We start from the raw sequence: 13,526 nt of genomic DNA on the forward strand, positions 1-13,526 counted from the left end.
CTGCCCCGTCCGCGACCGCGACGGGATGCCAGAAGCGACCTGTCACGCCGCTGGCGAGGGGGTTGGCGCGGATTCCGCCTGCGCCCCGCGCCAGAACAGGATCAGCGCAGCCAGAGCGAGCAGCGCGCCCAGCATGTAGGGCGCCCCGAGCAGCGGCCATCGTCCGATCCCCGCGCCCCAGGCGAAGAGGGCCGCCATGATCACCGGCCCCACGACCTGCGCCGCCGAACGCACCGAGGCCACGACGCCCAGCGCCTCGCCCTGGGCATCGGGCGGCACGAGGCGCGAGATGCGCCCCTGGAGCGCGGGGATCGCCACCTCGCCCAGCGCCGAGACGGGGCAGAGGAGGATGGCCAGCCAGCTTCCCACCGGCCCATGAGGCATCAGCGCATAGATGACGAAGAAGGCCAGGGTGAAGGCCAGGCTGAAGCGGATCGTCCCCCCCTCGCCCAAATGGCGCAGATAGACCCGGATCAGCCAGCCCTGCGCGAGGATCGCCCCCACGCCGAAGGCCGCGAGCGAGAGGCCTGTCTCGAGGCTCGTCCAGCCGAAGGCGGCCTGACCCCAGAAGGCCCAGACCACGACATAGGAGACATAGGCCAGCTCCAGCAGGCCCAGCGCCACCAGCGGCACCGCCACCCCGCGCAGCCGGCCCATCGCCCGCAGCGCCGCAAGGGGGTTGCTGCGCGCCGCCGAGAAGGGGCGACGCATCGCCGCTGTCACCGTCTCAGGGAAGGCGAACCAGCCGAAGACGAGGTTTCCTGCCGCCAGCACGGCCGCCGCCCAGAAGGGGGCGCGAGGCCCGATCTCGCCCAGAAGACCCCCGATCACGGGGCCGAGGATGAACCCCCCCATGAAGGCCGCCCCCAGAAGGCCGAAGGCCTGTGCCCGCCTCTCCGGGGGCGTGACATCGGCCAGCGCCGCATGGCAGGTCGCATGTGTTGCCGCCGTGACACCCGCCAGAAGCCGCAGGCCCAGCAGCAGCCAGATCGACTGGGCGAGCGCCGAGCCGAGATAGTCCACCGCCATGACGGCGAGCGACAGAAGCAGCACCGGCCGCCGCCCGAAGCGGTCCGACAGCGCCCCGAGCAGGGGCGCGCAGAGGAACTGCATCAGCGCATAGGCCGTGGCCAGAACGCCCCCCCCAGAGCGCCGCATGGCCAAGATCCGCGCCCCGCACCGCCGCGATGAGGTCGGGCATGACGGGATAGACGATCCCGATGCCCATGGCATCGAGAAAGAGCGTGATCAGCAGGAAGGGCAGGGGAGAGCGCATGACCCCAGACCCTAGGGCGAAGGCGCGCCCCGCGCCAGCGCCCGCGCGAACAGATCCGCGTCCACATTGCCCCCCGTGGCGACGGCAATCACGGCATCGCCCTCCAGCGCCGCGCCCCGGAACAGCGCGGCGGCCAGCGCGACCGCCCCGCCCGGCTCGAGCACAAGGCGCAGATGCCGGAAGGCCAGTGCCATGGCGGCGAGCGCCTCTGCGTCCGTCACGGCCAGACCGGGACCGGCCAGCCGCCGCAGAACCGGAAAGGTCAGCGCGCCGGGCCGAGGCGTCAGGATCGCATCGCAGAGCGAGACCCCGCCCGGGGCATTACAGAGCCGTTCCCCGGCCGCAAGGCTGCGGGCCATGTCGTCGAAGCCCGCCGGCTCCACGGGGCGCACACGGAAGGCAGGCGCCTCGGCCTCGAGCGCCAGCGCGATCCCGGCCGAGAGGCCACCGCCCCCGCAGCAGACGAGGACCTCGCCCCCCGTCACCCCCTCCTCGGCGGCCTGGGCCGCGATCTCGAGCCCCGTGGTGCCCTGACCCGCGATCACCTCCGGATGATCGAAGGGCGGGATGAGGACGAGGCCCCGCGCCTCGGCGATCCGGGCGGCGAGGGCCTCGCGATCCTCGCGCGCGCGGTCATAGGGAACGACCGTCGCGCCCCAGCCCTCGACCCCCGCGCGCTTGGCGGCGGGGGCATCGGCCGGCATGACCACGGTGCAGGGCAGGCCATGGGCGGCGGCGGCCCGCGCCACCCCCTGTGCGTGGTTGCCCGAGGACAGCGCCAGCACCCCCCGCGTGCCCGCCGGCAGCGCCGACACCGCCGCCCAGCCGCCCCGCGCCTTGAAGGAGCCGGTATGCTGAAGGCATTCGGCCTTCACGAAGACCCGCCGCCCGGCGAGGCGGTCGAGCGCGGGATCCGACAGCAGCGGCGTGCGGCGCACATGACCGTCCAGACGGACGGCGGCAGCGCGGATCAGGTCGGCATTCATGCGCCGCCCCCCCTGCGGCAGAGATCGAGCCAGCGGCCCAGCGCGGCCAGCGATTCGGGTTCGTCGAGAAAGGGAACATGACCGCGATCGGCCACCTCGGCCGCGATGGCATCCGGCCGGCGCGCCTGCATCGCCGCGAAGGTCCCCGGCGAGAGCAGATCCGAATTCGCCCCGCGCAGCAGGCACAGCGGCAGCCCCGCCAGCGCATCGAAGAGCGGCCAGAGCGGCGCCGGTTCGGGCACCCCCCCGCCGGGCCGAGAAACGCCTCGCGCAGCGCGGGATCATAGCGGAGCGCAAGGCCGTCCGGCCCCTCGGCATAGTGGTTGCGCATCTCGTGCAGCCAGCGCGCATGCGGCACGCCGGGAAACCCCGTCATCAGCCGGGCACGGGCCCGTGCGGCCTCCTCCCAGGTCTTCTGCGCAGGACGGCGGCCGAGATACCCCTCGATCGCGGCGAGGCCCGCCCTCTCGATCACCGGGCCGACATCGTTGAGCGCCACGCCCAGCAGGCGGTCACGGGCGCGGTGGGCCATCATCATCGCCACGATCCCCCCGCGCGAGGTGCCCAGAACCGCCGCCCGCGCGATCCCCAGATGATCGAGCAGCGCCAGCGCATCGCCTGCCTCCACCGGCACGGTATAGGTCTGCGGCCCCGTGAAATCCGACCGGCCGCGGCCGCGCGCATCGAGCCGGATCAGCCGGACGTCGCGCAGATGCGGGGCAAGATGGTCGAAATCCCCCCCGTTGCGCGTCAGCCCCGCCAGCGCAAGGAGCGGCAGGCCGGCCCCCTCCTCGGTGAACCAGAGGCGGGCGCCGTCAGGGGCAGGGAAGAAGGGCATGACGACTCCCTCTCAGGGGTCAGGTGGGAACAGGCGTTGCGCCGGCGCCGCCGGAGAGAGCCGCGCGCTGGGCCGCTCCCTCGGCCTCGGCCGCCTCGACAAGGGCCTGGATCCGCAGGATCGTGGCCCAGCTCCGCGTGGTGACGACGCCGGGCAGGCCGCGGCGGGCCCGGTCCAGAAGGCGCTGGCGGATCCGGCCCGGCGGCAGGCAGAGATAGAGACAGCGATCCCCCGGCACGGCACGGTCGGCCGTCCAGCCCGCCCCGGTCAGGCGGCGCGCATCGGGATCCTCGGCCAGAAGGGCGACATGAAGCGCGCCGGGATCGCTCAGCGCGATGCCGGGAAAGGGATTGGCCGCCACCATCGCCAGCCAGTCCGTCCCGCGGCGCAGATGGATGCCCTTGTGGAAGTCCAGCTCCTTCTCGCAGGCGAGGGTGGCGCGGGCCTCCACCTCCTCTTCCGGCAGGGCGGAGCGCAGGACGGCATTGCCCGTCTGACCGCGCACCACGACGCGATCGAGCCCTTGCGCCGCGAGCGCCGCCCGCAGCAGCCGCGGCGGCACCTGCGTGACCGAGCCGACCCCGCGCAGCAGCACGACCCAGGTCGTGGCATCCCCGGCGCCGCGGTCGAATCGGGGCAGGCGCAGCGCCAGCGGAACCGGCGGAACCGGCAGGCGGGACGGAAGCGGGGCAGGGCGGAACATCGGTGGCCTCCTTCGGCGCAAGGTGACGGGTTCCGGCGCCGCGGTCCAGAGGGGCGCCGGGAATGGCGGGGTCCGGCCCGGCGGAGGCCGGGGCCGCGGCCGGGGCCATTCCTGCCCGTGCCGCGTTCTCCTTTTGCCCCAGAAATCGTTAATAAATCGTTTATGGGATGTTCCGCGAACTGTCGCGCCTGTTGCGGGGGCTGCGGAGGCGGCGGGCTGCGCCCGCGTCCCGGCAGGGGGGGGATCGCCGACCGGACCGATCCGGGCATGGGGCAGGCCGCCGATGCCGCCCGGCATGCGGTCGGGCGGTGCCCGCCGGGGACGAGGCCGGGGACGAGGCCGGGGACGAGGGAGACCGGGGGGGCGCCGGGGCGCGCGTCCGGGAGGCTCTAGAGATGGCCGGGTTGCGGCATCCCCAGCACATGGAAGCCGCCGTCCACATGGACGATCTCTCCCGTCGTGCAGGCGCCGGCCTCGGAGGCGAGCCAGACGGCCGTGCCGCCGACCGCCTCGAGCGTGGCATTGGCGCGCAGGGGCGCGTTCTCCTGCGTGTGGCGGTAGGTGGCGCGCGCCCCCCCGATCGCCGCCCCGGCAGCGTCTTCATCGGTCCGGGGCTGATGGCATTGACGCGGATCCCCTCGGCCCGAGATCATTGGCCAGATAGCGCACGGCCGATTCGAGCGCCGCCTTGGCCACGCCCATGACATTGTAATGCGGCGTCACGCGGGTGGAGCCCTGATAGGTCAGGGTGAGGATCGTCCCCCCCGGCGCCGCCCCCGCCAGCATCAGCGGCCGGGCCCGGCGCGCCAGATCGATCAGCGAATAGCAGGAGATGGTCAGCGAGGTCTGGAAATTGCCCCGGCTCGTGTCGAGGAAACGGCCCTGAAGCTCGGCCTTGTCGGAATAGGCGATGGCATGGACCAGGATGTCGAGCCCGCCCCAGCGGTCCTCCAGCGCCGCAAAGAGCCGGTCGAGCGAGGCATCGTCCGTCACATCGGCATCGATCAGGAAATCGCAGCCCACCGAAGCGGCGAGCGGCCGGACGCGCCGGCCGAAGGCCTCGCCCTGATGGGTGAGGCAGAGTTCGGCCCCCGCTGCCTGCAGCGCCCGGGCGATGCCCCAGGCGATCGAATGATCGTTGGCCACGCCCATGACCAGCGCGCGCTTGCCCGTGAGGTCCATCATGATCCGCTCAGTCCCGCAGGCGGCTGAACAGCATGGACCCGTTGGTCCCGCCGAAGCCGAAGGAATTGGTCATCACCGTATCGAGCCCCGCATTCTCCACCAGCTGGGTGGCGATCTCCCCCTCGTGCAGGGCAGGGTCGAGGGTCTCGACATTGATCGAGGGGGCGATGAAGTCATGCCGGAGCATGAGCAGGCAGTAGATCGCCTCCTGCACGCCGGTGGCGCCCTGGCTGTGGCCCGTCATGCTCTTGGTCGAGGAGATGGGCGGCTGGCGGCGCCCGGCAAAGGCCCGGCGCACGGCTTCCACCTCGCCCACATCGCCCACCGGGGTCGATGTGCCATGGGCGTTGATGTAGCCCACCTCGCGGTCCGGCGGCAGCGTCGCCAGTGCAAGACGCATCGCCGTTCCCCCCCCTCGCCCGAGGGGGCGACCATGTCATGCCCGTCGGAAGTGGCGGCGAAACCCGTCACCTCGGCATAGATCCGCGCACCGCGCGCCCGCGCGCGTTCCAGATCCTCGAGCACCACCATGCCGCCGCCGCCGGCGATCACGAAGCCGTCGCGATCGGCATCGAAGGCGCGGCTCGCCCGCTGGGGGCTGTCGTTGAAGCGCGACGACATCGCCCCCATCGCATCGAACAGGCAGGACAGCGTCCAGTCGAGCTCCTCCCCCCCGCCGGCGAACATCACGTCCTGCTTGCCCCATGCGATCTGCTCGGCGGCAGCGCCGATGCAGTGCAGCGAGGTCGAGCACGCCGAGGTGATCGAATAGTTGATCCCGCGGATACGGAAAGCCGTGGCGAGATTGGCGCTGACCGTCGAGCACATCGCCTTGGGCACGGCAAAGGGGCCGATGCGCCTTGTCCCGCCGCTCTGCAGGACGGACTGATGCGCGGCGAACAGGGCCGAGGTCGAGGGCCCGCCCGAACCGGCGATGAGGCCCGTGCGCTCATGGCTCACCTCCGCCTCGGTCAGACCGGCATCGCGGATCGCCTGCTCCATCGCGATATGCGCATAGGCCGCGCCGGGGCCCATGAAGCGCAGGCGGCGCTTGTCCACGTGATCCGTCACGTCGATCTTGAGCGTCCCTGCTACCTGGCTGCGGAAGCCGCGCTCGGCCATCTCGGGCACATGCTCGATGCCCGAACGCCCTGCCTTGAGGGCCGCCAGGACCTCCTCGGCGGAATTGCCGATGGGCGAGACGATGCCCAGACCCGTGACCACGACGCGACGCAGCGAGGCCATGGATCAGCCCCCCTGCGCGATGGCCAGACCCACGCGCATCCCCGTCACCTCGCACACGACCTCGCCATCGGCCTCGAGCCGGCCATCGGCCACCCCCATCTTGAGGCGGCGGTCGATCACCTTGGTGAAGTCCACGAAATAGCGCACGAGGCTGCGGTCAGGCCGGATCATGCCGGTCAGCTTCACCTCGCCCACGCCAAGGGCGAAACCCTGCCCCTGCCAGCCCCGCCAGCCGAGATTGAAGCCCGTCAGCTGCCACAGCCCGTCCAGCATCAGACAGCCGGGCATCACCGGATTGCCGGCGAAATGGCAGGGGAAGAACCACAGGTCCGGACGGATGTCGAGCTCGGCCACCACATGCCCCTTGCCATGGGCCCCGCCATCGGCGGAGATGTCCGTGATCCGATCCATCATCAGCATCGGCGGCAGGGGAAGCTGGGCATTGCCGGGCCCGAACAGCTCTCCCCGCGCACAGGCGAGAAGGGCCTCCTTGTCGAAGGTCCGCGGAAAATCGGCCATGCAGGTTCGGTCCGTCCGGTTGTTGCGCCGTGTCCGCGGGTCTATCACCCAGCCCGGACCGGGGGCAAGGCCGCCCCGCCCCAGACAAGACCATCCGGCCGCGGCCGGAACCGGCCGCAGTTGAAAGATGCAGCCAGAAGGGCATATTGTCCCCCGGATACGGAAAGGCGGACAGGTCGATGCCGCACGGACAGGCAGGACGCACGGACAGGACGAGATGCCGCACGAAACGGACAGGACGACAGGCAGGACGCAGGGCGCAACCGTGCCGGACCGCCTGAGGGCGGAGCGCGGCCTGGCCTGGCTCCAGCGCGCGGGGCTGCGCCCGACACGGCAGCGCCTGGCCCTGGCGGGCCTGCTGTCGGGGACGGGCAGGATCGTCATGTCACGGCCGAATGGCTGCATCAGGCCGCCGAACAGGCGGGCGAACCGGTCAGCCTGGCCACCGTCTACAACACCCTGCGCGCCTTCTGCGAGGCCGGGCTGATGCGCGAGATCACCGTAGACGGCGCGCGCAGCTATTTCGATACCAACATGACGGATCATCCCCATTTCTACTGGGAGGATACCGCCACGCTGAGCGACGCCCCGGCCGAGGAGCTCCGCATCGAACGCCTGCCCCGCGTGCCCGAAGGGGCCGAGATCGCCGCCGTCGATGTCGTGATCCGCCTGCGCCGGACCTGACCGGATCCGGCAGGAGACCGGATGGGGGAGCAGGCTGCGGATCGGGCTCCGGACCCGACGGGCACCATGCCGACCCGCCCGCCGCGGCGTCCCCTGTGCCCCATCACTCCATTCTCAGCGCCCCGCCGCGGACGCCGGCCCCGGCCTTGCGCTCAGAACCACTGCCCGGGCTCCATCAGCCCCAGATCCATCAGCTGCTGCGAATGCCAGGCGAAGGGCACCGAGTTCGGCCAGCGGAAGGTGGCGATGTCGAAGCTGGAGCCGGGATTGCGCTTCAGGGCCTTGGCGGTGCGGAAGCTGCACAGGGCGGCCGTGATGGAATGATGCCAGGGGCAGGCATAGGTATTGTATTCCGGCACATCGAAGCTGTGATCCGGGCGCAGCGTCAGGCCCTTCCGCGTGCGAAAGATCGCCACGCGGTCGATGCGCCGCCGCGCGGGGGGGATGTGTTCCTCGTAGCGCCAGCGCAGACCGCCGAAGAAGTCGAGCTGGCGTTCGGCGATGCGCCCGTCGGGAAGGCGGCGGGTCAGCGCATAATAGCCCATGCGGTCGAGATGGGCATCCTCGATCGAAACCGCCGTGGGATGACGGTCCAGATCCCCCGCATAGAGATCGACGACATAGGTCAGGATGCTGTCGCGCCGCTCCTCCTGGGCGAACTGGCACATCTCGCCCACGCTGCGATGTTCGCAGAAGGGGTAGAACAGGTATTCGGCATTGTAGAGATAGACCATCCAGGTCCCCTGCGGGGCCGCGGCGATGCAGGCATTGACGACGCCGGGAAAGGCCCCGTCGGCCAGCATGTCCTGCGCGACGACGGTGACGCGGGGATCCTGCACCTCGGCCGGCAGCGCAATGGCGGGATGGGCAAAGACCACGATCGCGCGAAAGCCCGAATCGAGATGATGGCGGAGCGTGGAGGCGATCTCGACGGCATCCTCGACCAGGACGAGCGCCACCGGCCCCTTCTCCAGCACGCCGGCCCCCTTCGCGAGGAATGCCCGCAGCGAATCGTGCCGCATCCTGCCCTCCCTGTGCTCCGGCCTGTGCTCTGGCCTCCGAACATCGGCCCGCCGGCGGCGCGGGACAAGAGGCCGGGCCGGCGCATCGGCGGGCGGAGGGGCAAAGACAGGGGCCGGGGCTGGCTTGCGCGCCGGGCCAGGCCCCGCTAGGACGGGGCGCCCCTTCCGGTTGTCCGGCAAGCCCTTCTTTCGCGGAGGCCCCGATGCCCCGGTTCCATCTCAAGGCCTATGGCTGCCAGATGAACGTCCATGACGGCGAACGCATGGCCGAGGCCCTTGTCGCCGAGGGATGGACCCCCGCCGAAAGCGCCGAGGACGCCGATCTCGTCCTGCTCAACACCTGCCATATCCGCGAGAAGGCCGCCGAGAAGGTCTATTCCGAGATCGGCCGGCTGCGCCCCCTCAAGGCCGCCAATCCCGCCCTGCGCATCGCCGTCGCCGGTTGCGTCGCCCAGGCCGAAGGGGCCGAGATCCTCTCCCGGGCGCCGGCCGTGGACCTTGTGGTGGGGCCGCAGGCGATCCAGGATCTGCCCGCGCTGCTGGCCCGCGCCCAGGGGGGGCGAGCGTGTCGTCGAAACCGCCTTCCGCCCGCGCGAGAAATTCGCCCGTCTGCCGGCGCGGCGCCCCCGCGCCCCTACCGCCTTCCTGACCGTGCAGGAAGGATGCGACAAGTTCTGCGCCTTCTGCGTGGTGCCCTATACCCGCGGGGCCGAGATCAGCCGCCCCCTGCCGCGCATCCTGGCCGAGGCCGAGGCCCTTGTCGCGCAGGGCGTGCGCGAGATCACGCTGCTGGGCCAGAACGTCAATGCCTGGCATGGCGGAGAGGGGGGGCTCGGCGCCCTGATCCGCCATCTCGCCCGCATCGAGGGGCTGGAGCGGATCCGCTATACCACCTCGCATCCGAACGACATGGACGACGGCCTGATCGCCGCCCATGCCGAGGAGGACAAGCTGATGCCGTTCCTCCATCTGCCGGTGCAGTCGGGATCGGACCGCATCCTGAAGGCCATGAACCGCAAGCACCGCGCCGAGGACTATCTGCGCCTTGTCGAACGCCTGCGCGCGGCGCGGCCCGATCTGGCGCTGTCCTCCGACTTCATCGTCGGCTTTCCCGGCGAGACGGAGGCGGATTTCGAGGCGACGCTGGATCTGGTGCGGGCGGTGGGCTTTGCCCAGGCCTACTCCTTCAAGTATTCCCCGCGCCCCGGCACGCCGGCGGCCGAACGCGAGCCCCTGCCCGAGGAGGTGATGGACGACCGGCTGCGCCGCCTCCAGGCCCTGTTGACCGAACAGGAACAGGCGGCCCGCGCGGCGATGCTCGGGCAGGTGGTGCCGGTCCTGTTCGAGAAGCCGGGGCGCCTGCCGGGCCAGATGGGGGGGGCGAAGCCCGCACAACATGGCTGTCCATGCGACCGCCCCGGAGTCCTGCCGCGGTCTGATTCGCCCCGTGCGGATCACCAGCCTCGGCTCCCATTCGCTGGGCGGCGAACTCGCCCCCTAGGCGAGCATTTCCGTGGTTTCGACAACAATGCAGCACAAGCGCTCCCGGCTGTCCGCATTCCTGCCGCAATTTATCCAGACTCTTTATCCGATCGCGAAAAGACTTCAGAGTGCATCGCAAAGGCCTGCCTGTCCAAAGGCACCGGCCGGACGAATCGGGTTCGCATCCGCCATCCGGCGGGTGCGGGGGAAGGGGTGTAGGGCTCCGCACCTGTCTGAAGGAGGCGATTGCAATGAGAACGATCCTCAGCGGGATCCTGTTGGCGACGGGTTTCGCCTTGCCGGCGGCCGCAGATCATGGAGGGCATGCCAGCGGCCATCCCGACATGTCCCCGCGGACCGGCGATGTCGTGGTGGTCCAGTGCTACCGCGGTCCTTGGAAGGAGACGATCTGGGATCGCCCCACCCCCGTCTTCGTCGATACGCTGGTGAGCGTCGGTTACGACTATCCCGCCGCCCATGCCATCGCCGAGCGCGTCTGCAAGGATGTCCGTCTTGTGGGGAACCCGGAGGCGCTGCGCGCGGAGGTGGAACGCATCATCGCCGAATCGCCCCAGTACTGGAGCCGCTGAGCGCCCGCTGCGGGCCGCCGCCCAAGCGCTCTGACCGGGCAATGCCCCTATGGTGACGGGCCGGACGGCCGGGTTGCCATGCCGCGCTGTCCCGTTCCCTTGGCGCGATCCCGGCGGTTGCGTCCGTCCGGGGATGCGGTCCCGGGCGCTCTTTCCGGCATCACGCTTCCGTCAGGTCTCTCAGGGCTCCCGGATGGCCTCTCCGGGAGGAGACCGCAAGGGGCCGCAGCCGCAGGGCTGCGGCCCCTTTGCCATGATGCGCCCCCTGCGGGGGGGATACAGGCAGGACAAGGTTGGGGCAGGGCGGCGGCATGCTCCGGTGGTGGCCCGTGCCGCCCTCTGCACGCGCTGACGGGAAACGGGGCGTCACGCCGCATCCGGCAAGCGGAGCCGCAGACCGTTCTTCGCATCAAAGAGATGCGCCTTTGGGCTCTCAAGGGCGACCTGAATCGGATCGCCGGGAGCGACCATCAGGCGTTCCTTGGCCAGCGCCATGATTTCGTGACCGGCCACGCTCACGACAAGAAAGGTTTCGGATCCTGTCGGTTCCACATCGATGACATGCCCGGGAAGACCTTCTCCGAAACGGACATCCTCGGGACGGAGGCCATAGTGTATTTCCCGCCCATGGCGGAGCGGGAAGCCCGGAGGCGCAGCGATCACGGAACCGTCCGAAAGACGCAGCTGTCCCGGCGCAACCGCAACGGCAGGTAGAATGTTCATGGCAGGGCTGCCGATGAACTGGGCAACGAAGAGATTGGCAGGATGATCATAAAGATCCAGAGGCTGGCCGATCTGCTCCACGCGGCCCCCATTCATGACGACGATCCGGTCTGCCATGGTCATCGCCTCCACCTGGTCATGCGTCACATAGACGATGGTGGCACGAAGGCGACGATGGAGCGCCTTGATTTCCGAGCGCATCTGCACGCGCAACTTGGCGTCCAGATTGGAAAGGGGTTCGTCGAAGAGAAACACCTTGGGATGCCGGACTATGGCCCGCCCGATGGCCACCCGCTGGCGCTGCCCTCCCGAGAGCTGAGCCGGTTTGCGGTCCAGCAAGGGTGTCAGCGAAAGAATCTCGGCCGCACGGGCAATCTCGGCCTGGATCTCGGCACGTCGGCGGCCGGCAAGCTCAAGGGCAAAGCCCATGTTTTGCGCAACCGTCATCTGCGGGTAGAGGGCATAATTCTGAAACACCATGGCAATGTCGCGATCCTTGGGTTCCAGATCGTTGACCCGCCGACCATCGATCGTGATCTCTCCGTCACTGATCGACTCGAGTCCAGCAATCATGCGCAACAGCGTGGACTTGCCGCAGCCGGAAGGACCGACAAGCACGACGAATTCCCCGTCTTCAATGTCGATGTCCACGCCATGAATGACGGGGACGCTGCCATAGGCCTTCTTGAGTCCACGGATCGCAACGGATGCCATGATGGTCCTCTTCTCAGGAAAGCTTCCGGATTCGGAGCGCAAGGTAAGGGCGACCGGGCAGTTTCACACCGAAATCCGCATCGGGAACCCCGCCCCGTACGACGCCACCATGACGCGTCGGATGGGGAATGAGGGGCGGCACGATCTCGGCCGGTTCGATGGTCATGTTCCAGGTGTCGATGAGATCCACCCGGTAATGCCCTCCATCGGTGGGGAGTCCGGTCGTCCACTCGTTGGGCTGGTGTTCACCAAAATAGATATAACGGACCCGGCCGCCTGCATCCGCTGCGCCTGAAATGCGGGTCCATGGCCAGTCATTGTTGGTTCCCATGGGCTCGAGGCCCTCAGTTACATCCTCTTCGAGAAGGCGTCTCAGAAAGGCAATGCGTTTCCAGGCTTCGCCCTTGAGACGGCCCCCCTTTGCCCACCAGATCACGTCATCGGGATCAGCATAGGTTTCTCCATGTCCGGCATAACCGCCCCGCATCACGGTGATCCAGAAACGGTGGACAAGCTCCTGTGCGGTGATGTTCCCCCAGGCTGGATAGATATTCCCCTCATACTCGGGTTCATCGTTCACCACGGGCTTGCCATAGGCAATCCGCCATTCCGGCGTCCGCTTCACATCCCAGTTCTGGATGCAGACATGGCTGATCCACGGCTTGCGATGATCGAAGTTCATATTCGGATCACCGTTGTGAATCGAGCGGAGATGGCCGACATGGTCATTCTCTTCAAGAATATGGCAGAAGCGATCCCAGAGACTGACCGGCTTGGTATTGAGGAGGAAGTCGTACTCATTGGCAAGCGACCACCAGACATTCCGGAACGCGCTCAGACGGGCAGCCATGTAGGCAACATAGCGGCAGTCCTGCTCTGGACTCATATCCGCATACCCCCAGCGGTCGTAGGGATGGAAAAGGATGACATCGGCCTCGATTCCCATGTCCATGAGGCGCGCGACCTGGGTCTCGAAATGGCGGAAAGCAGAAAAGTTTGGCCGATCAAAATCCAGTCCGCCATCAGTCCTGGTCATGAAGATCGGATGAAGCGGCTCGTTGACATTGAAAGGATAATCCTTTGGAAAGATCGCCATGCGGATCTTGTTGAAACCCGTCATGGCAAGCGTGGCGAGAGTCTGTTCCTGTAGAGGCAACGGCTGTTGCGTCCATGCATAACAAGTTGTGCCAAAAGGAAAGAAAGATTCCCCATCGTCATAGGCAAAGTGAAAACGGTTGCGCACTCTTACCGGGCCATGAACTCCGGGGCGCGCGGGCGCAACACTCAGTTGCCCTGAAAGCCTGTCGAGGCCGGAGGCGGAGGAACGGGTGAGCCAATTCCATTCACCCTCGGTATCCGGCATGAAACGCAGGACATAGCGTCCTTCACCGTCGTAGAAACCCGGAACCTGAATTCTGCGGTTCCCAAGTGAGAAGGTGCCTGTGAATTTTACATCAAGATACGGATTCCCCTCTGCAGGACCGGCGAACACGAATTCGCACATGTCGTAGACATGTCCGCTTGTGCGAGAACCAGGACCGGCTTGAATATGAGTCATG

8 protein-coding genes and 5 pseudogenes are annotated in these 13,526 nt (G+C 68.5%); 3 read left to right on the forward strand and 10 right to left on the reverse strand.

Annotated elements, in window-relative coordinates; all coding sequences use genetic code 11:
* Positions 1-42: 42 nt before the first annotated feature.
* The 7 genes and pseudogenes from RUTHE_RS02355 to fabA form a co-directional block, all read right to left on the reverse strand.
* Positions 43-1,158, reverse strand: a complete 1,116-nt coding sequence (locus RUTHE_RS02355) for an MFS transporter (RefSeq protein WP_021096645.1) — start codon at positions 1,156-1,158, stop codon at positions 43-45.
* A gap of 129 nt (positions 1,159-1,287) precedes the next feature.
* Complete coding sequence (locus RUTHE_RS02360; RefSeq protein WP_021096646.1) at positions 1,288-2,262, reverse strand: threonine ammonia-lyase; 975 nt, start codon at positions 2,260-2,262, stop codon at positions 1,288-1,290.
* Positions 2,259-3,100 (reverse strand): annotated as a pseudogene (locus RUTHE_RS02365) (alpha/beta fold hydrolase). Before RUTHE_RS02365 ends, RUTHE_RS02360 begins: the two are co-directional and overlap by 4 nt.
* A gap of 19 nt (positions 3,101-3,119) precedes the next feature.
* The gene (locus tag RUTHE_RS15255; RefSeq protein ID WP_021096648.1) at positions 3,120-3,803 is read right to left on the reverse strand and encodes a DUF1697 domain-containing protein; all 684 of its coding nucleotides are present in this window, start codon (positions 3,801-3,803) and stop codon (positions 3,120-3,122) included.
* Between the two features lie 389 nt (positions 3,804-4,192).
* Positions 4,193-4,988: pseudogene (locus tag RUTHE_RS02375) on the reverse strand (enoyl-ACP reductase FabI).
* A gap of 7 nt (positions 4,989-4,995) precedes the next feature.
* Positions 4,996-6,224: pseudogene (fabB, locus tag RUTHE_RS02380) on the reverse strand (beta-ketoacyl-ACP synthase I).
* Between the two features lie 12 nt (positions 6,225-6,236).
* Complete coding sequence (gene fabA, locus RUTHE_RS02385; protein ID WP_021096653.1) at positions 6,237-6,752, reverse strand: bifunctional 3-hydroxydecanoyl-ACP dehydratase/trans-2-decenoyl-ACP isomerase; 516 nt, start codon at positions 6,750-6,752, stop codon at positions 6,237-6,239.
* A gap of 217 nt (positions 6,753-6,969) precedes the next feature.
* Here fabA and irrA point away from each other — a divergent pair.
* Positions 6,970-7,436 (forward strand): annotated as a pseudogene (gene irrA / locus RUTHE_RS02390) (iron response transcriptional regulator IrrA).
* A 152-nt stretch (positions 7,437-7,588) separates the two neighbouring features.
* Here the strand turns inward: irrA and RUTHE_RS02395 are convergent.
* Complete coding sequence (locus RUTHE_RS02395; protein WP_021096655.1) at positions 7,589-8,458, reverse strand: glycosyltransferase family 2 protein; 870 nt, start codon at positions 8,456-8,458, stop codon at positions 7,589-7,591.
* Positions 8,459-8,661: 203 nt separating this feature from the next.
* Between RUTHE_RS02395 and miaB the strand changes: the two are divergent.
* A pseudogene (miaB, locus tag RUTHE_RS02400) lies at positions 8,662-9,959 on the forward strand (tRNA (N6-isopentenyl adenosine(37)-C2)-methylthiotransferase MiaB).
* Positions 9,960-10,284: 325 nt separating this feature from the next.
* Positions 10,285-10,530, forward strand: a complete 246-nt coding sequence (locus RUTHE_RS02405) for a hypothetical protein (protein WP_211217716.1) — start codon at positions 10,285-10,287, stop codon at positions 10,528-10,530.
* Between the two features lie 366 nt (positions 10,531-10,896).
* Here RUTHE_RS02405 and RUTHE_RS02410 read toward each other — a convergent pair whose 3' ends face one another.
* The gene (locus RUTHE_RS02410; protein ID WP_021096658.1) at positions 10,897-11,967 is read right to left on the reverse strand and encodes an ABC transporter ATP-binding protein; all 1,071 of its coding nucleotides are present in this window, start codon (positions 11,965-11,967) and stop codon (positions 10,897-10,899) included.
* Between the two features lie 13 nt (positions 11,968-11,980).
* The gene (locus tag RUTHE_RS02415; protein ID WP_021096659.1) at positions 11,981-13,525 is read right to left on the reverse strand and encodes a DUF5060 domain-containing protein; all 1,545 of its coding nucleotides are present in this window, start codon (positions 13,523-13,525) and stop codon (positions 11,981-11,983) included.
* Position 13,526: the final 1 nt, after the last annotated feature.

The organism is Rubellimicrobium thermophilum DSM 16684 (assembly GCF_000442315.1).
Lineage (GTDB): Bacteria > Pseudomonadota > Alphaproteobacteria > Rhodobacterales > Rhodobacteraceae > Rubellimicrobium > Rubellimicrobium thermophilum.

What these genes read in the sequence shown, in the direction of transcription:
- RUTHE_RS02355 (WP_021096645.1), bottom strand. Translation starts at nt 1,158, where the DNA reads ATGCGGCGCTCTGGGGGGGGCGTTCTGGCCACGGCCTATGCGCTGATG.
- RUTHE_RS02360 (WP_021096646.1), bottom strand. Translation starts at nt 2,262, where the DNA reads ATGAATGCCGACCTGATCCGCGCTGCCGCCGTCCGTCTGGACGGTCAT.
- RUTHE_RS15255 (WP_021096648.1), bottom strand. Translation starts at nt 3,803, where the DNA reads ATGTTCCGCCCTGCCCCGCTTCCGTCCCGCCTGCCGGTTCCGCCGGTT.
- fabA (WP_021096653.1), bottom strand. Translation starts at nt 6,752, where the DNA reads ATGGCCGATTTTCCGCGGACCTTCGACAAGGAGGCCCTTCTCGCCTGT.
- RUTHE_RS02395 (WP_021096655.1), bottom strand. Translation starts at nt 8,458, where the DNA reads ATGCGGCACGATTCGCTGCGGGCATTCCTCGCGAAGGGGGCCGGCGTG.
- RUTHE_RS02405 (WP_211217716.1), top strand. Translation starts at nt 10,285, where the DNA reads ATGTCCCCGCGGACCGGCGATGTCGTGGTGGTCCAGTGCTACCGCGGT.
- RUTHE_RS02410 (WP_021096658.1), bottom strand. Translation starts at nt 11,967, where the DNA reads ATGGCATCCGTTGCGATCCGTGGACTCAAGAAGGCCTATGGCAGCGTC.
- RUTHE_RS02415 (WP_021096659.1), bottom strand. Translation starts at nt 13,525, where the DNA reads ATGACTCATATTCAAGCCGGTCCTGGTTCTCGCACAAGCGGACATGTC.